This is a genomic window from Spirosoma aureum, from assembly GCF_011604685.1.
Classification (GTDB): domain Bacteria; phylum Bacteroidota; class Bacteroidia; order Cytophagales; family Spirosomataceae; genus Spirosoma; species Spirosoma aureum.
Genome location: NZ_CP050063.1, coordinates 4,291,161 through 4,307,826 on the forward strand (window position 1 = coordinate 4,291,161; position 16,666 = coordinate 4,307,826).

At 46.7% G+C, this 16,666-nt stretch carries 14 protein-coding genes; 11 read left to right on the forward strand and 3 right to left on the reverse strand.

What is annotated here, in order from left to right; translation table 11 throughout:
* Positions 1 to 186 precede the first annotated feature (186 nt).
* The 5 genes from G8759_RS16975 to G8759_RS16995 all read left to right on the forward strand — a co-directional run bounded on the left by G8759_RS16975 (position 187) and on the right by G8759_RS16995 (position 5,564).
* Entirely contained in the window at positions 187 to 1,308 is a 1,122-nt protein-coding gene (locus tag G8759_RS16975) for a DUF3500 domain-containing protein (RefSeq protein WP_167209980.1), read from the forward strand.
* Positions 1,309 to 1,683: 375 nt separating this feature from the next.
* Positions 1,684 to 2,910 carry a HupE/UreJ family protein gene (locus G8759_RS16980; RefSeq protein WP_232074285.1) on the forward strand — a complete coding sequence of 409 codons (1,227 nt, stop codon included), beginning with the start codon at positions 1,684 to 1,686 and terminating at the stop codon, positions 2,908 to 2,910.
* Positions 2,911 to 3,322: 412 nt separating this feature from the next.
* Positions 3,323 to 4,651, forward strand: a complete 1,329-nt coding sequence (locus tag G8759_RS16985) for a vanadium-dependent haloperoxidase (protein ID WP_232074286.1) — start codon at positions 3,323 to 3,325, stop codon at positions 4,649 to 4,651.
* A 94-nt stretch (positions 4,652 to 4,745) separates the two neighbouring features.
* Positions 4,746 to 5,060 (forward strand): hypothetical protein, encoded by a 315-nt coding sequence (locus tag G8759_RS16990; RefSeq protein ID WP_167209984.1) that lies wholly within the window; start codon positions 4,746 to 4,748, stop codon positions 5,058 to 5,060.
* A gap of 177 nt (positions 5,061 to 5,237) precedes the next feature.
* Positions 5,238 to 5,564 carry a hypothetical protein gene (locus tag G8759_RS16995; RefSeq protein ID WP_167209986.1) on the forward strand — a complete coding sequence of 109 codons (327 nt, stop codon included), beginning with the start codon at positions 5,238 to 5,240 and terminating at the stop codon, positions 5,562 to 5,564.
* 68 nt (positions 5,565 to 5,632) lie between these two features.
* Here the strand turns inward: G8759_RS16995 and G8759_RS17000 are convergent, their stop codons facing one another.
* Both G8759_RS17000 and G8759_RS17005 read right to left on the reverse strand, forming a co-directional pair.
* Positions 5,633 to 6,349, reverse strand: a complete 717-nt coding sequence (locus G8759_RS17000) for an outer membrane beta-barrel protein (RefSeq protein ID WP_167209988.1) — start codon at positions 6,347 to 6,349, stop codon at positions 5,633 to 5,635.
* 37 nt (positions 6,350 to 6,386) lie between these two features.
* Positions 6,387 to 6,860 (reverse strand): hypothetical protein, encoded by a 474-nt coding sequence (locus tag G8759_RS17005; protein ID WP_167209990.1) that lies wholly within the window; start codon positions 6,858 to 6,860, stop codon positions 6,387 to 6,389.
* 222 nt (positions 6,861 to 7,082) lie between these two features.
* Between G8759_RS17005 and G8759_RS17010 the strand changes: the two genes are divergently transcribed.
* Positions 7,083 to 7,283: a hypothetical protein gene (locus G8759_RS17010; RefSeq protein WP_167209992.1), complete on the forward strand. Its 201-nt coding sequence runs from the start codon at positions 7,083 to 7,085 to the stop codon at positions 7,281 to 7,283.
* Between the two features lie 1,038 nt (positions 7,284 to 8,321).
* On the opposite strand, the gene G8759_RS17015 is transcribed toward G8759_RS17010, so the two are convergent.
* On the reverse strand, positions 8,322 to 8,654 hold the full coding sequence (locus tag G8759_RS17015; protein WP_167209994.1) for a hypothetical protein: 333 nt from the start codon (positions 8,652 to 8,654) through the stop codon (positions 8,322 to 8,324).
* A 268-nt stretch (positions 8,655 to 8,922) separates the two neighbouring features.
* On the opposite strand from G8759_RS17015, the gene G8759_RS17020 reads away from it, so the two are divergent.
* From G8759_RS17020 to G8759_RS17040, 5 genes are all read left to right on the forward strand, one after another.
* Positions 8,923 to 9,399 (forward strand): cupin domain-containing protein, encoded by a 477-nt coding sequence (locus G8759_RS17020; RefSeq protein WP_167209996.1) that lies wholly within the window; start codon positions 8,923 to 8,925, stop codon positions 9,397 to 9,399.
* Between the two features lie 222 nt (positions 9,400 to 9,621).
* A complete protein-coding gene (locus tag G8759_RS17025) occupies positions 9,622 to 9,834 on the forward strand; it encodes a hypothetical protein (protein WP_167209998.1) in 213 nt (70 codons plus the stop codon).
* 324 nt (positions 9,835 to 10,158) lie between these two features.
* On the forward strand, positions 10,159 to 12,987 hold the full coding sequence (locus tag G8759_RS17030; protein WP_167210000.1) for a PAS domain S-box protein: 2,829 nt from the start codon (positions 10,159 to 10,161) through the stop codon (positions 12,985 to 12,987).
* A 234-nt stretch (positions 12,988 to 13,221) separates the two neighbouring features.
* The gene (locus G8759_RS17035) at positions 13,222 to 13,560 is read left to right on the forward strand and encodes a PadR family transcriptional regulator (RefSeq protein ID WP_167210002.1); all 339 of its coding nucleotides are present in this window, start codon (positions 13,222 to 13,224) and stop codon (positions 13,558 to 13,560) included.
* Positions 13,557 to 16,217 (forward strand): ABC transporter permease, encoded by a 2,661-nt coding sequence (locus G8759_RS17040; RefSeq protein ID WP_232074287.1) that lies wholly within the window; start codon positions 13,557 to 13,559, stop codon positions 16,215 to 16,217. The genes G8759_RS17035 and G8759_RS17040 overlap by 4 nt, the downstream gene beginning before the upstream one ends.
* Positions 16,218 to 16,666: the final 449 nt, after the last annotated feature.

The following is a 16,666-nucleotide window of genomic DNA, read 5'->3' on the forward strand; positions in this document are numbered from 1 at the left end:
ATAAGAGATTTCGTGCGTTGTAAAGGACCCCTATCCAGGAGCCAGGCAGTTCATAAACAGCTCATTCGCCACAACATTTCGACTCTTTACCCCAGCAGCACATCGGCTGTGCAACATCGATAACTAGTTATAAGTACTCATTAAAGAAGCAATCAGGCGCAGAGTTGAATCTATTCAACATACATCATGAAACGAAATAATGTAACTATTTTCCTGCTGTTCCTACTGGGTTTCAGCAATCTCTTCGAATCCTGTAAATCAACGGAAGTTGATGCGACCAGTTCAACAGGATCAACGACAAGCAGCTCCAGCTCGATCACGACCACGCTGTCAGCCACCGCCACAACGACGACCTGTGGATCGACGGGAGTTGCTCAGATCGTTTGTCTGGCCGAGGCATTCAAAGCTACCCTAAGCAGTACCCAACTGGCTGCTACCCAACTGACGTATTCCAAAACAAACGCTCAGAAATGGTCGAACCTACCGGCCGGGATGTCCTCTCGATTAGGCATCAAATTAGGTTCGCTCAGCGATACGCAGTTGTCCGCCTTCCGTAATCTGATGGTGGCAGTACTGTCACTCAATGCAGCTAATGAAGGCTATGATGAACTGATCGGTAACCTGGTGGCCGATGATTACCTCAACACCATCGGCGGAGGAGCTGACTACGGGGCCAGTAACTATTACATTTCGTTTTTAGGTACACCCAGCACCAGCAGCCTGTGGGCAATTTTGTTCACCGGCCATCACTATACCCAGCCCTTCACGTTTAACGGAGGAGCGAACACGGGCGTCACCCCCGCTTTTCGGGGCACGGAGCCACAGGCAGCTGTGACGGCAGCCAACCGTACATATCAGGCATTTGAGCAGGAGCGGGTAGCCTTTGCCGCCTTGCTGACGGGTCTGAGCACCACTGAGCAGACAACGGCCAAACTATCAGGCTCCTATAATGACCTGGTACTGGGACCAGGTCAGGACGGTAAGTTTCCGACGACAAAGGTGGGCTTACAGGTAGGCACTTTAAGTTCGGATAAGCAGGCGCTGGTACTAAATGCCATCAAGCTCTACGTGAACGATCTGGATGCCAGTCTGGCAGCCACCATTCTAACCAAATACACCTCGGAGTTAGCAAATACGTATGTAGCGTTTTCAGGGACTACTGCTATGAGTTCTCAGGGTGATTATGTGCGCATTGACGGACCGAGTGTGTGGATCGAATTTTCGTATCAGGGCGGAGTCATCATCAGGAATACACCCCATTCCCATTCCGTCTGGCGCGATCATACCAGTGACTATGGCGGTAATTAGCGTCTGGCCCGGAGGCAAATACCGTAAAAGCTACCTATAATCCGGAACGGGCTGATCCCTTCATTGTTTACTCCGATAGTAGGAATGTAACGGCACAGATTGTTTACATTCGTATTGATAGGCCGAACATATGGATCAAGTATTCAGATCAAGGAGATACAGGTAGTCAGGGCACCCGCATATACACTCCTATGGCTTGACCGGCCGACTACGACGGTACGAAATAATAGAGCAGCCACGATAAATAAAATGATGCTAACGTCTTTTCTAAAGGACCAGCTATGCCTGATCAACAGCCGTTTCTCCGGATGGCTGTTGTTTTTCACTATACTCGGATTGGTGATAGAACATCCTGAGACGGCTTTCGCGCATCCCATGCCGAACTCCGTGGTTCTGCTCAACATCCACGCCAATCGTATCGATGCAGAACTGCAAATTCCTCTGGTTGAACTGCAATCGGCCTGGGGGCATGCCGTCAACGATTCGTCGGCGGGGCTGGTGGCGCGGCTGGGACCGCAACTGCGGGCGTACCTGAAAACGCATATCCGCCCAAAAAGTCCCAGCGGACGTTTTTGGAACGTATCGGTCGGCGAGTTGACCGTTCACGAATCACGGAATCCAATTAACGGCGTGTACCGCGAACTGACGGCTCAGGTGCAGATGATTCCCCCGGCTGGAGAAGACGTTCGGCAGTTTATGTTCTACTACGATGTAGTGTTGCATCAGGTTATGACCCATAAAATTCTGGTGTCGGTACGACAGGACTGGGAACGTGGACAACTGGCTGAAGCTGAACCGGTGCAGGTTGGTACGATCAGTCTGGATATCGTCAATAACCGGATTCTGCCTTTGCCGGTCAACATTGCGTCGGGTAGTAGGTGGGCGGGCTTTGTCGCGATGATAAAGCTGGGAACCCAGCATATTGCTGAAGGCACCGACCATTTGCTGTTTCTGTTCGTGTTATTGTTGCCCGCTCCCCTGCGGGTGGTTGGGCAGCGTTGGGGACGATTTGGGGGAATTCGATACAGCCTGAAGCGGCTGCTGTTGATTGTTACCGCCTTTACCGTGGGGCATTCTATAACGTTGCTGCTGGGTTCGCTGGGATGGGTCCGGTTACCATCGCAACCGATCGAAATTCTGATTGCCGTATCGATTCTAGTGTCGGCGATCCACGCCGTACGGCCGATTTTTCCGGGCCGCGAAGCCTGGGTCGCAGCTGGTTTCGGGCTTATTCACGGGCTGGCTTTTGCCAGTACGCTGGTGAACCTTCAACTTGATGCTGGCCCAATGTCGCTGAGCATTCTGGGTTTCAATCTGGGTATCGAGCTGATGCAGCTATTGATTATCGTACTGGTTATTCCCTGGCTAATGCTGTTGAGCCGGACAATGGCATACACAATCATCCGGCTGATGGGGGCTTTCCTGGCTTGTATTGCCGCACTCGCCTGGCTTGTCGAGCGTGTAACAGGCCAGAGCAATGGTCTGACGCGGGGAATTGAAATAGTCGTCGGATACGCACCCTACGGCCTTATTGTATTAGCCTTGCTGGCTCTTTACCTAACCTGGCGATCAAAGAAATTGCCCGCCGGGTATGCTGAATGATCGAAACACCCTTGACGGAGTTCAGATTAAACCCTCAGGAGACCGATTGTTAACATACGGCGATTTGGTTTCCCTTTTCTGAACGAGTCAAAAAGCAGGGTTTTAATTAAAAAGCCGTCAGTATGGCGTCTTTTGTCAGTACTATTATTTAGGTTAAATAGGTTCAATTTGAAAGGTTGGTTGTTGCTGGGTTTTTTCAACTCGATTCATTCTGGATTTCTCGCCTAAATGTATGTTTAATCTAGAAAAAACGGCCGCTCGCTAGGACTGCCCGTCCGTTAACTCAAAGCTTGTCTGATAGCCATCAACCTTCGTGTATCTTCCTGATTAACTGGGCTCTCGAATTCAACTAGTCAAGCCATCGACTCTAAAGCCGGTCTATTCTGAGTGAATTAGTAAACGCAACTTCCTCATGAATCAATCTACAATCCGTCGACGAATGCTTTCGCCTATCATCGGGCTATTGCTATGCTTCTTACTGGCTGCTACCTATCCAGATCCTCAACGGTCCAAAGGGCCTGATGCAGCCTCTTATTCCTCCGATGTGGTCACCAGCTGGGTAACCATGCAGCTTAAAGTCACCCGAACAACACCGGCTCCTCCACCATTTACAGTCAGGCGGTTTGCCTACATCGGTGTTGCTCTCTACGAATCCGTCGTGCCGGGTTTATCGGCTTATCAGTCCCTTGCTCCGCAGCTAAATGGTTTACCGGCCTTACCTACGGTTAACACCACAATGAGTTATTATTGGCCTGCCAGTGCCAATGCCGCCTTAGCGGCCATGACCCGCTATTTTTACCCATCTACCTCTCCCGCGAATAAAGCCTCCATCGATTCTCTGGAAGCAGCTAACACGGCCATTTATCAGAAAGACAGGCCACTCGATGAACTGACCCGTTCGGCAGAATTTGGTAAAAAAATAGCGACTGCGGTGTTTGATTGGTCAAAAACAGATGGGCACGATAACAATACTGCCTACACGCTACCAGTCGGCAAAGGGGTGTGGGTGTCTACTCCTCCGGCCTTTGTGGGAGCTGCTCTGCCCAATTGGGGTAAATGCCGACCAATGATTCGAAGTACTGGCGAGGCACCGCTGGAAGCTCCGATTGCTTATTCGGAAGAACCCGCTTCGGAGTACTATGCCCAGGTCAAAGAAGTGTACGATATTTCGCAGAATCTTACCCCTGAACAGAAAACGATAGCCTTATTTTGGGCCGATGATCCCGATGGGAAAAGCTTTGGTGGCGGCCATTGGATGTCCATACTCAATCAGGTACTGACTAGCCAAAAGCCAGGATTAGATGTTGCAGCCCAGGCTTTCGCTCAGATTGGGATAGCTACCTCATTGGCTGGTATTACGATCTTTAAAGGAAAGTATCAGTACAATGGAATGCGGCCCGTTACATACATTCGTACAGTGATGAACAAACCCAACTGGAATGCACTGATCGTAACACCACCTCATCCTGAATACCCCTCGGGCCATGCCTTAATTTCATCGGCAGCAGCCCAGACGCTCACACTTCTGTTCGGGTCCAATTATAAATTTACCGATAATTCCTACAATTCACTGGGATTCAGTCCCCGTACGTATAACTCCTTTGATGAAGCGGCTATTGAGGCTGGTAACTCACGGGTTTACGGTGGAATTCATTACCGAAAATCCTGTGATGTAAGTCGGGTCCAAGGCAAGCTTATTGCCCAGAACGTGGCTCAAAAACTAAAATTTAAGCGGTCATAAGGAATTCGACTCCTATAGCCAAAACTTTGCCGAATTGCCATCAGTTCGATCGTTTTGGTGAACATGCTATAATCGAAATTGGTAGATTGCAGCCATGAATCAAATACAGGAGTATCAGAACCAGCTCCCCCGCCACGGTATCGATTTTTTGTCCGAAACGGACTGTAATAACATTCTTGCCGAATACGCAACGCTTTGCGATACCTATGTTGCCTGCCCTTACAAACCCGAAGTGCTGCTAACAGAAGCAAGGGGTAAGGCTGGCCAGACTAATGTCCATATTGTAGGAGTTGGTAAGGTTTCCTATGGGCATACGCCATTTGAAGCCAAATTAAACGCGATTATTGGTTTTCTGGATCGCGGGTATTTCAAAATAGATCGTGACCTACGGGTAATAAGGCTGCTGTAGGCCGGAAGGAAACCATTGTGAGCTGAAATTTGACAGTAGCCAGGCATTTTATCCCAAATTATTAACTAACCCAGATGATATAGGGGTAGTCGTGCAGCTTTTCATTTGCTCATGCGTCATTAGAACAAGGCACTTCTGGTAGAAGCTATACCGGGAATGTATAAAAAAACGATGACGATGAATGCACGCTACAAAGCTGAGAAAGAGCCAATCGAACTCTTGCTGGGAATGGGTGGTGCTGTCCAATATCTGGAACATGCCCTCAAAGACGATGTAAACTATTCGGTTTGGGTAAAAACCAAAACGGGCAACAGGCAAATTATCATTCCCATCGAAGCGGTTCGTTTGATTCAATCCAAAAAGCCAGCCGATGCGGTTATTGAATCCATCAAAAGGCAACTGGCAGGTGAATCATCTGTTGTTCCGATCCAGTTCGAAGAATCCGGCGGGCCAACGAACAACCTTAGACGATGGTTACTCCGCATATTGGGTATTCACCGGTAACCCAAAGCCCGGTTACGACCAATCAACTGGTTCAGACCGTATAAGAAACCATTAATTGACGGAAAATATCACCCTTTCAATTTGTAGAGTATCCCAAATCTGATTAGCTCAGCGTTGCATTCATTTCGACCGCCTACCCAACCGCTACGGTAGTTTCTTAGTCCATAAGCATAACCGGCATAGACTCCTATTCTGCCGTAAAATCCGGACACCTGGACCCTGGGTCTGAGATCTGTTTTTAGGCCTGTACGATCCAGAGAAGTACTGTATGTTTTACCATTGATTCCTGTCGCTTCACCCTTTTCTCTGGAACTTAACAGGTAGCCAATATCAAGGCCACCGATCAGGTCAATTGAAAATTGATTGCGTTTGAGTCGATAACCCAAAAACGGGAACGCATTAATGAGGTTGTTCGATAAGTAGGTTTGTCCTGCGACTACTTCCTGAAATGTGCCTGTGTTATCATAGCCATTAACACGGTCAATTGTCAACTTACTTCTCAGGTTTTCGTAGCCTATGCTAATACCCGTCATGAAATTGCCTCTGGTGATATGCTGGATCTGATAGGATAAGCCGTATGAAAGCCCATTTTTAGCGCCAAAAGGATTATTGGTATAACCCGTTGAACCATTGGAAGCCAGGTTAATTTGAGAGTTTTTTTCTGCCGAGACTCCGTGAAACGAAAACAAACCCGAGTTTAAGGCCAGGATCGATTCGGTCGATTGTCCAACAGAAAGATTGGTTGTCTGAATTGTTATAAGGAGCAGCACCACCAGCTTTTTCATCTGACTTAATTTAGGGTCCAATCACAGCATGCTTTCTTCAGAGCAAAGGCATTAACTTAAAGGATTTGTCAAGTGCATACCGCATCGTATCGACTAGCTTCTGATCGCCAGTCGTCATGTTTACTATGGTTTTGGAATAGTAATAAACTTTGGGGTCACGCCATCTGGTGGTGATTTGCAGCGAAGTGAGCGAATCGAGTTTGGCGTAGTAATTAACTGAGTCCAGGTAAGCTTTACTATTTGCCTGATTGGTAGCAGTCTTTTGAAGCGTTAAAAAGCGGGATATTTTATGGCTATAGTTTTGCTGGATAAGTGTATCCAGTCGACCTGCGCCGACCATCTCAAAATCAATAGTCGTTAATTGATTGATCGTTAGTTCCTTGTTTTGCTTCGAAGCAACCTTTTCCAGGTAAGTACGAATACCGTCGTCAATCTTTTCGCAAACCTTCTTTTTAGATGGCGCACAGGCAAACAGGATAACAGAACAAATGATAAGTGAAAGGTACTTCATGCGATAGTAGAAGACTAGTTGGTACTCATTTTAGAAATATTGAAATCAAGGTCAGAACCAGAAGTGGCCAGTTGATTAGTAACGATGGCTTCCTTAATTATAAATAAGAACAAATTCTCAAAAGATAGTTATAGGATCATTGGGGGAATAAATTGAATAAAACAAGACAAACATTAGCCTGATATCTGCTCCTCCATTGTTTACTTATTATGATCTACTACCATGGATAATCAATCTGCTGGAACCCTGCTCCAAAAGGAGCCTGACTTAACCCCATTGGCACTTACTGAGCGGCATCTGGACGAATGGCTTCAACTACAGGACTATTTGCGGGAAACTCATGCGCCAACCGATCAACTGGTTTATTGTCGCAGGCAAGTTACGCGTTTACAGCTTGATCTTTACCAACTCAGGAATAGTTAGCTATAGAGCGAATAGTTTTTTTTATTTAGGAAGTACCGTATGCTCTGCGGTACTTTTTTTGTGAGCTAACCATTCGTTAAAGATTATATTATTGACAGTACAACCAGAACCTGGTAACCATTCGTAGCGTTACAAACAGCACTGAAAGCAAGAAAAAAATAAACAGGAGAATATAAATGACCCAGTAATACTGACGATTATCATGATTCGGGTTCATAATACGGCTGGGAGAGTATCAATAAAAACTGAGAGTAGTAGTAAAATCCTCCTTCGGCCATCAGTGGAACTGGAACTATGGATTTAACTTATTCGAAGTATTCTGAATTGATTGACTGCTAACTGTTGGAAAGAAAGCGAATAAGTCCTGCTCAGCCATTGGCCAGAGCAGGAGCCCTGTATTCCTATCTATTGTCCTGTTAAACATAAACAGGTTAGTCAGAAGAGGTGAAGCAGGCTTTAAACCCTTAGTCTGCCGATGCGAAATTGATTTCCCGGTATAGTGAGTGCATAAAACCAGACCAGCAGTTACAATTCGGTATTGGAAGTAAACGTCACGTTGGGAAATGAAGGTCAGTATAATGGACTACACTTATAATTCTTCATCTGACTTACCGGATTGATTCAGCCCGAAGTCAGGATTTTTCATTGAAAATTAATGAGTTGTGTTGCTAGCTGAGTTACTTTTACTGGTGTCGTTACAAAGAAATGATGTAGAACATCGAACGCCCGGTTCATCTTGAGACTGGGCGTTTTTTTATTGATATCGGCAGTATGGCCTTCCAATGCTCAAAAAAATCTGTGGAGTCTACTGTACAGGGAGGGACCTGGGAGGGCCTGTCTGAATTAATTTTAAAATCTATCGCTAACTTACTGGTACGTTTCAGCCCTTTTGTAGTACTATAAGCGGTTTAAAGTTTAAGTAACCTGACAGCACCTAGCTGTCAGCGATGTGGATAGATGCAGAACGCCCGGTTCAGGTTGAAGCCGGGCGTTTTTGTTTAGCACTATTCATCAGTCAGATGGCGATTTACCTGGAGCTTAATTCTGGGTCGGGTTATCTGCCAGTGGTGTTGACGATGGCGTCACGTCGATCTTCGATACTGAAACGATAAGCGTTGCCAGTGCTTCTTTAGATAGCTCATCAATCATGACAACCCAATCGGTGGCCAGTACGCGATGCGTTTTATGGCCAATCGGATTACGAACGGCTGCCTGACCCGACTTGCGTTGAGCAATAGTAATATTGATCGCATCCCCTTCTTTAAAAGTTGGCACAAAGCCGAAATACCCATCCGCGATAATACCGCTTTGTTTGCCCTCTGAGGCAGCTTCATAAAAGATTACTTTCAATTTTTCCGAGTCTTTGCTCATTCTGGCTGGTAGTTAATCACGGTTACTCAACTAGCTAACGGATCAGGCCGTTAAATGTTGAGAAATCGTAGAGGGAGATCAATAGGAGAGGGACTGGAATACAGATAAACCGGTAACAGACCTCAAATCAGTTCAACCGGCAAAAAACGCAATTAGAGTTCCTATACCGTTAGTTCACTTAGGTCACCGTTGAGTTCGCTGCGCTTCTTGCCCAACTTTGTTTCAGTAAACTAATTACCAACACAAAGAATCTTTTTTTACTAAACAAATGCTAACTGAACAACCTTCCTTTACCCAGGCGAATGACCTGCGTGCCTACAATGGTGGCTTTTTTCGAGTACTTATCTCACCAGAGCAGACCGGCGGTAGTTTTTCAATCATTGACATTACGTTGCCAAAAGGAGCTGAACCGCCCCGTCATCTGCACACCCGCGAAGATGAAACATTTTACATTCTCGAGGGCGCCATTCGGTTCGAGATTGGTGATCAGGTAATCGATGGTGAGGTTGGTCATGCGGTGTTTGCGCCCCGCAACATTGAACACCTGTTTACTCTTCAGACCGAACAGGCACGTATGCTGACTCTGATAACGCCAGGCGATTTTGCAAACTATTTTGTGGAGTTCAGTCAACCAATTGAGCATGCCCCCACAACCCTGGAGGCTCCTAAGGGTCCACCTCCGGCCGATGTGCTTGCTTTATTGGTATCGCGCTTAACAGAGCGATATGGAGCACGGTTTGCGTAAACAGATCATGGTCTATTATTGATGGAATTGGGTCATTCAGGTGGTGAAAAAGCCAGGCTTCAAACGAGGTCTGGCTTTTTCATCGAGTATTTATTGCCTGTGTTTCCGGCTGAATTAGCTTAATGGTGTCATTACAAATGAAGCGATATAGACTATCAAACGCCTGACTCAATTTGAGAGTGGGCGTTTTTTGTTACCTTTATTGCTACCCTAATCAGAGTTATGACACACTTTATTGAGTTTATTACTATTCAGGATATTGCCGTAGTTATTAATGTGGCCGCAATCACCGCTATTATTCCCTATAGATCGGGCTCTCAGATTTTTTTGACCGACGACTCATACCGGGTTAAGCAAACGCCTGAGCAGGTAAAAGAGGGAATAGGGCTTGTAACAGGTACGGCTGTTCATCACTTCCAGCCCAACGAAGATTGAGAACTGGGTAATACTGGCTTTCAGTCACGAGATGAACTCATTTTACTTGCCCGCAGAATCTGGGAGCATGCTTTACCTATGGGGCTACGCAGGACTACTATAATCTCTTTTCCTGGAAAGGAGATAAGGAAATGATGGTTTTACCGGCAATTGTTTTCGCTCACCAGTGATAGCAACCTAATGATTTGGCGATACGGAAACGAAATGGAGTTCATCGTTTACCAACACCGACTTACTCGGTTATTTAGCTACCTGGCAGGTTATACCAGCGGTTCGTTTTGCTTTTTATCACATTAAAAAGATGTTACCAACAAGTAGAACCTAGTGAAGAAACAGACTACCTCATCACGAGGCAGGAAGCAAACGCTTCGGCCGGTAGAAAGACACCTTGCTACCGCCTTTAGAAGGGCATCGGTAGGCCTGGTAATTACCCGGCTAACTGGTATGGTGATCCACGTCAATTACGCCTTTGAGCAACTAACGGGTTACTCGCCCGATGAATCGATTACGAATCCTTTTGGGCTGGTGATGCATCCCGATGAATTAAACCTCCTTGAAAACCAGCTCAATAAGGTAGTAAGAGGAGAGCAGGATTCACTAGATGCCCAGGTTCGCTGCATTCATAAAAATGGCCAACCGATCTGGCTTAAGCTCCACACAACCCTACTCAATGACGAAACTCAGAGCCTGTTTTCGATCATCGAGGAAATTACCAGGGAAGTAGTTTTGCGCAATGAACAGCAGGAATTGCTGGCACTGGTCGATAATGGCCTCAGTTTTATGGCCATCGCCGATTTAGAGGGACGGCTTACCTATATCAATGAAGCAGGCCGAGTACTGGTGGGACTGGATAAAGACTACCTTCAAGCTGGGAAATTTGTTGAAGATTTCTATTCTCCGGAAAACTACCGTCTGATTCAGGAGGTAGCCCTTCCAATCCTACTTAGTCAGGGTCACTGGACAGGACGAGTGGAGCTAAAGCATTTTAAAACTGGCGAGCCAATTCCCTGTCAGGCAAGTGGTATCCGGATCGATGATCCTTATTCCGGAAAACCCCTGGGAAGAGGCTTCACCATGAGGGACTTACGACCCGAACTGGCTGCCCAGGAAATGGAACGAAAACTGCTTACCCTGGTCGATAATAGTATTGAGTTAATGTCTATTCTGGAACTGGATGGCAAAAACTCTTATATCAATAAAGCAGGAATAGCCATGCTGGGCTTCGAGAATGTTCAACAGGTTCAGCAAACTCCGATTGCTCAACTGCATGCACCGGAACATTTTGATTTAGTTGAAAAAGAGGTACTTCCCTCCGTGATGAATACCGGAAGCTGGTCCGGAGAGATGCTGGTGCGCCACCTGAAGACGGGCGAAATCTTTCCTGTTTTTAATAACACGATTCGCATTGATGATCCCTATAGTGGACAGCCCGTGGCAGTGGGCGCTGTGATGCGGGACAGGCGACCGGAAATGCTGGCCCAACGGACACTGGAAGAAAGTGAGCTGTTCTCCCGGAATGTGTTTCACCATTCACCAGTGGCCAAGGTAGTTTTTGTGGGGCCGGAGATGATCATCCGCACGGTTAACGAAAAGATGCTGACTTTGCTGGGACGAGATGCAACCATCATTGGAAAAACCTTTCGGGAGGCTATACCCGAATTGATGGAAACGCCCCTCGCACAGCCGCTTGAACAGGTGTTTACTTTGGGAGAAACGTATTACCAACCCGAAGTGAAAATACAGGTAATGCACTCAGAAAAAGTGGATTGGGCGTACTACGATTGTATCTACAAAGCCTTACATAATACTGCCGGGAATGTATACGGTGTTATCGTCACGGCCTCCGATGTAACGGGGCAGGTAGTAGCGCGCCAGAAAGTGGAAGAAGCTGAAACAGCCCTTCAGGGGGCTATCGAGCTGGCCCAGTTAGGCACCTGGGAAATCAATCTGTTTACGGGCCAGATCGATTATTCTCCCCGGCTTAGGAGTTGGTACGGTCTGGATGCTGCTGGACCCATCACCCAGGAACAATCGGTTGCGGCCATCCGGAAAATAGACTTGCCCCTGATCCAGGAATCGATTGCGCGGGCGATTGTGCCGGGCTCAACGGGTGTCTATGATATCGAATATACAGTAGAAGCTGCACACACAGGCCAGGAACGTATCCTTCGGGCTCAGGGCAAAGCCTACTTCAATGAAGAGGGCGTGGCCTATCGAATTAGTGGTACAGTACAGGATGTGACCACGCAGCGGCATTTACAACTTGCTCTCGAGCAGCAGGTGCAACAGCGTACTGAAGAATTGGAAGCCATCAATGAAGAACTGGCGGCCAATAACGAAGAACTAACGGCTGCCAGCGAAGAAGTGATGTTGGCTAATCAACGACTTGAAGAAGCAAATCTCCTCCTCACCCGTTCTAATCAGAACCTGGAACAGTTTGCCTACATTGCTTCTCACGACCTACAGGAGCCATTGCGTAAGGTTCAACAGTTTGGTGATCTGTTAATCAACCGGTATGGTGAATCCCTTGGGGAGGGACGGACTCATCTGGAGCGGATGCAGTTAGCGGCCAGACGGATGTCTCGACTCATCAAAGACCTGCTGGCTTTTTCCCGGATTTCGACCAGTCCGGCCCCCACCGATTCGGTGGCTCTGAACGAGGTTATTGCTGTTGTATTGGATAACCTGGCAATAGCCATCGGAGAAACCAACGCGGAACTGGTTGTGAGTGAGTTACCAATAGTGCATGGCGATGCAACGCAACTGGAGCAATTGTTTCAGAACCTACTGAGTAATGCGCTCAAGTTTAGTCGTACCGATGGATCGGGAACGCAGCAGCCTCCCCGGATTCTGGTACGGGCACACCGGGTACCGACTACGGAACTGGAAGGCTTACCAAAGCCAGCCAGACCTGCTGCCTTTTACCAATGTATTGACGTGATTGATAATGGAATTGGGTTTGATGAAAAATACCTGGACCGCATCTTTCAGGTATTTCAGCGGCTACATGGCAAGGATGAGTTTGCTGGAACAGGTGTAGGCCTTGCGATTTGCCAAAAAGTGGTTACTAATCATGGCGGAATGATCACGGCCAGGAGTCTGCCCGGTCAGGGAGCTACCTTTAGCGTCTATTTACCCGTCTTAACTCAATAACGCTGCTGATCGAAATTGGACAACTTTCCTAACCAAATCAAAGCTCTTCATAACGCTGTCCTGAATCGTACAGGAAATGTCCATTAACGGACATTGATCGGATTGTCTCACACTGCAAAAAGCCTCACTGCACGCTCTAAATGGCTTTTTGCTAAGTTGGCGACTTATTTGCTATGCAAAAGAGTATCATACATCTGGCAGCTAAGCACAAGCCAAAACTTTTACCGCTTAGGCATGAAAGGCACACAGTTAGGAGAATTTGAGGAGTTGGTACTCCTGACCATCGCCCTTCTCTACGATGACGCTTACAGTGTAGCAGTCGTTGAAGAACTCGGGCAGCGACTAGAGCGTCCCATGAGTTTAGGGGCCGTTCATCGCACCATGCAACGACTCGAAGAAAAAGGACTCGTAAACTCTCGATTCGGTGAGTCTACTGCCGAACGGGGAGGTCGGCGTAAACGACTATTTACGGTAACCGCTGCCGGTGAGCAGGTGTTGCAGGAAGCACGAAGAATCCGAAACGACCTATGGGCCGATATTCCGAAAGCAGCGTTTGGAGGAGGTGTAGCATGAATCGGAAACCCAAAGCCCCCCGCTGGGCGCAAAGCCTGTTGGAACGAATCACGGCCCCTCATCTACGGGAAGAGATTCAGGGGGATATGGATGAGCTGTTCCACAAGCGAGGTCAGCGATACGGTTATGCCAAAGCCCGGCTCCTGTACATAGTGGATTTACTACTGCTGCTGCATCCCCGGCTCTGGCGAGGGGAACCAACTCCCCAATTCAAACCCCGTTACTCGAAATTCACGGACGTTCCTAAACCTTTTCTCCATCCTGATATGATCCGCTCGTATTTAACCATCGCTTTTCGTAATCTGGTCAAAAATAAGTCCTATTCGGCCATTAACATCGGCGGATTGGCCGTTGGCATGGCGGTGGCGATGCTGATTGGCCTCTGGATCAATGATGAAGTATCGGCCAATAAGCACCACAAAAATTATGATACCCTCTACCAGGTCAAAATGAACCAAACCTTCGATGGTCGTAGAGGGACTCAGGATGCGATACCATTTCCATTGGGCGCCGAATTAAAAGCCAAGTACCCCGACTTTAAAGCAACGGCCATGTGCGATTGGGGATCCAACCGTTCGTTGGTAGTGGGCAATCAGAAATTCCTGAAAGATGGACACTACATTGGTCAGGATGCTATCGATATGTTTTCGTTACAGGTATTAAATGGGGATAAAAACCCACTGAAAGAGCCGTATTCGATTGTACTTACAGACGAAACTGCCCAGGCTCTTTTTGGTGATCAGGATCCCATCGGAAAAACCGTGCGAATGGATAACACGGTCGATTTAAAAGTAACTGCCGTCGTAGCCAAACAACCCAAAAATGCTGGATTACAGTTTGATTATCTGGTGCCCTGGCATTTGCAGGCTGCCCAACGGACCGACTATATAAAAAGGGCAGAAGCCAACTGGGCTGATAATTCATACCAGGTATTTGCCCAGCTCAGGGATGGTATAACCCCCGAAAAAACGAATGCCAAAATCAAGGACATCGTATTAAAACATCTTATAAATGACGAGGTTACCCAAAAGAGTACGAAGCCCGAAGTATTTATTTATCCCATGGCAAAATGGCGGCTATATTCGGAATTTTCTGAGGGTAAAAATACGGGTGGCTTTATCAAATACGTGCGTCTGTTTGGCATTTTTGGTTTATTTATTTTAGTGATTGCCTGTATCAACTTTATGAACCTCAGCACGGCCCGTTCCGAAAAACGAGCCAAAGAAGTGGGCGTTCGAAAAGCTATTGGATCAGGCCGGGAGCAGCTTATTTGTCAGTTTTTGAGCGAATCACTTTTGATTGCCCTGATGGCTTTGGTATTGGCTTTAGGCCTGGTATTTATTGTTCTGCCCTACTTCAATACGCTTACCGAAAAACAACTGGTTCTTCAGATTGGGAATCCGCTTTTCTGGGGAATCCTGTTGATTTTTACTCTATTTACGGGGCTGTTGGCAGGGAGTTATCCCGCGCTTTACCTGTCGTCATTCAATCCCGTCAAGATTCTTAAAGGGGGTGTCCATGTCGGGAAAAATGCGTCGTTGCCCCGAAAAATTCTGGTCGTCGTACAATTTACCTTTTCGATTGTGCTGATGATTGGTACCATTATCATTTATCAGCAGATCCAGCACGGCAAAAATCGGCCAGTGGGCTTTAATAATAAAGGACTCATTTCAGTAAATTCCTCCAACGATTTAATTGATCATTTCGAACCACTTCGGGCCGAATTGCTGGCTTCGGGAATGGTATCATCTATTTGTAAAACCAATTCGCCACCGACTCAGATATGGAGTAGCAATAATGGATGGGAATGGAAAGGTTCAATGCCCAACGATAAATCAGTAGGGTTCAAAACGATTGCCACAAGTTATGACTACACCAAAACAATAGGCATTAAACTTAAGGAAGGACGAGATTTTTCCCGAGACTTTAGTACCGATTCAGTAGGGGTACTTCTGAATGAAGCGGCCGTAAAACGAATGGGATTGAAACATCCCGTAGGCGAACTTGTAAAATGGAATGGTAGTGACCGAATAGTCGTTGGTGTTTTGCCCGATATTATGATGGAATCGCCCTATCGGGCTGTCTCACCATTGACCGTTATTTTTGAAAAAGATTGGGTGGGTACAATTTCGGTACGAATAAACCCAAACGTAGCCCCTTCGGAAGCGATTAAACGAATAACGCCCATTTTTGATAAATACAATCCGGGCTTTCCGTTCGATTATAAGTTTGCCGATATGGAGTACGAAAAGAAATTCAATTACGAAGAACTTATTGGCAACCTGTCGGCCATTGTTTCGTTGCTGGCTATCTTCATTTCCTGTTTGGGTTTATTTGGTCTGGCTTCGTTCATGGCCGAGCAGCGCACGAAAGAAATTGGGATCCGCAAAGTACTGGGAGCCAGCGTAACCAATCTTTGGGGGTTACTCTCCAAAGACTTTGTTCAGTTAGTAATTCTTTCCTGTTTGATCGCTTCGCCGATTGCCTGGTATGCCATGAAACAATGGCTGGAAAGCTATACCTATAAAATAACGATTGGGGTTGGCGTATTTATAGTCGTGCTGATTCTAGCTTTGGCAATCACCTTACTGACAATTAGTTACCAGGCCATCAAAGCCGCTTTATTGAACCCAGTCAGGAGTCTCAAAAGCGAATAAACTGGAAGGCTTTGGTTAATTGTGCTTTGGGTATACGTTGCTTGACTGGGAATTGACCGACAGCTTCAGCTGTCGGTCAATTCCCAGATTTTTATAGACAAGTACCTGCATCTATCGTAGTCTCATTTGTTCGGGCATTAAGACGATTGGTGGTATTGGTGTGGAAGGAGCTGTGTGGGCCGGTAACAAGCGTAGGGGTGGGCTCGACTTTCAGATTCATGATGAGATCAACTTAAATCTGGTCTGCCCGAATTTATAAAAACTGCATCTGTTTTCCTCCCAACGCCTTGCCCATCTTTGTCCCATTCGTTGAGGGACATCCCATGTTTCACAGTACATATCCACAGCCTTTCGTTGAGGAATTATATCGCTGCATGATTTGACCCTAGTTATTGCTTATTATATCCCAGGATTTCCTTTTGTTCGCAATTATTAAGCATTTGGGTTTC

Excerpts from the sequence above, each read along its gene's own strand:
- G8759_RS16975 (WP_167209980.1), top strand. The coding sequence starts at position 187 with ATGAAACGAAATAATGTAACTATTTTCCTGCTGTTCCTACTGGGTTTC.
- G8759_RS16980 (WP_232074285.1), top strand. The coding sequence starts at position 1,684 with ATGCCGAACTCCGTGGTTCTGCTCAACATCCACGCCAATCGTATCGAT.
- G8759_RS16985 (WP_232074286.1), top strand. The coding sequence starts at position 3,323 with ATGAATCAATCTACAATCCGTCGACGAATGCTTTCGCCTATCATCGGG.
- G8759_RS16990 (WP_167209984.1), top strand. The coding sequence starts at position 4,746 with ATGAATCAAATACAGGAGTATCAGAACCAGCTCCCCCGCCACGGTATC.
- G8759_RS16995 (WP_167209986.1), top strand. The coding sequence starts at position 5,238 with ATGAATGCACGCTACAAAGCTGAGAAAGAGCCAATCGAACTCTTGCTG.
- G8759_RS17000 (WP_167209988.1), bottom strand. The coding sequence starts at position 6,349 with ATGAAAAAGCTGGTGGTGCTGCTCCTTATAACAATTCAGACAACCAAT.
- G8759_RS17005 (WP_167209990.1), bottom strand. The coding sequence starts at position 6,860 with ATGAAGTACCTTTCACTTATCATTTGTTCTGTTATCCTGTTTGCCTGT.
- G8759_RS17010 (WP_167209992.1), top strand. The coding sequence starts at position 7,083 with ATGGATAATCAATCTGCTGGAACCCTGCTCCAAAAGGAGCCTGACTTA.
- G8759_RS17015 (WP_167209994.1), bottom strand. The coding sequence starts at position 8,654 with ATGAGCAAAGACTCGGAAAAATTGAAAGTAATCTTTTATGAAGCTGCC.
- G8759_RS17020 (WP_167209996.1), top strand. The coding sequence starts at position 8,923 with ATGCTAACTGAACAACCTTCCTTTACCCAGGCGAATGACCTGCGTGCC.
- G8759_RS17025 (WP_167209998.1), top strand. The coding sequence starts at position 9,622 with ATGACACACTTTATTGAGTTTATTACTATTCAGGATATTGCCGTAGTT.
- G8759_RS17035 (WP_167210002.1), top strand. The coding sequence starts at position 13,222 with ATGAAAGGCACACAGTTAGGAGAATTTGAGGAGTTGGTACTCCTGACC.
- G8759_RS17040 (WP_232074287.1), top strand. The coding sequence starts at position 13,557 with ATGAATCGGAAACCCAAAGCCCCCCGCTGGGCGCAAAGCCTGTTGGAA.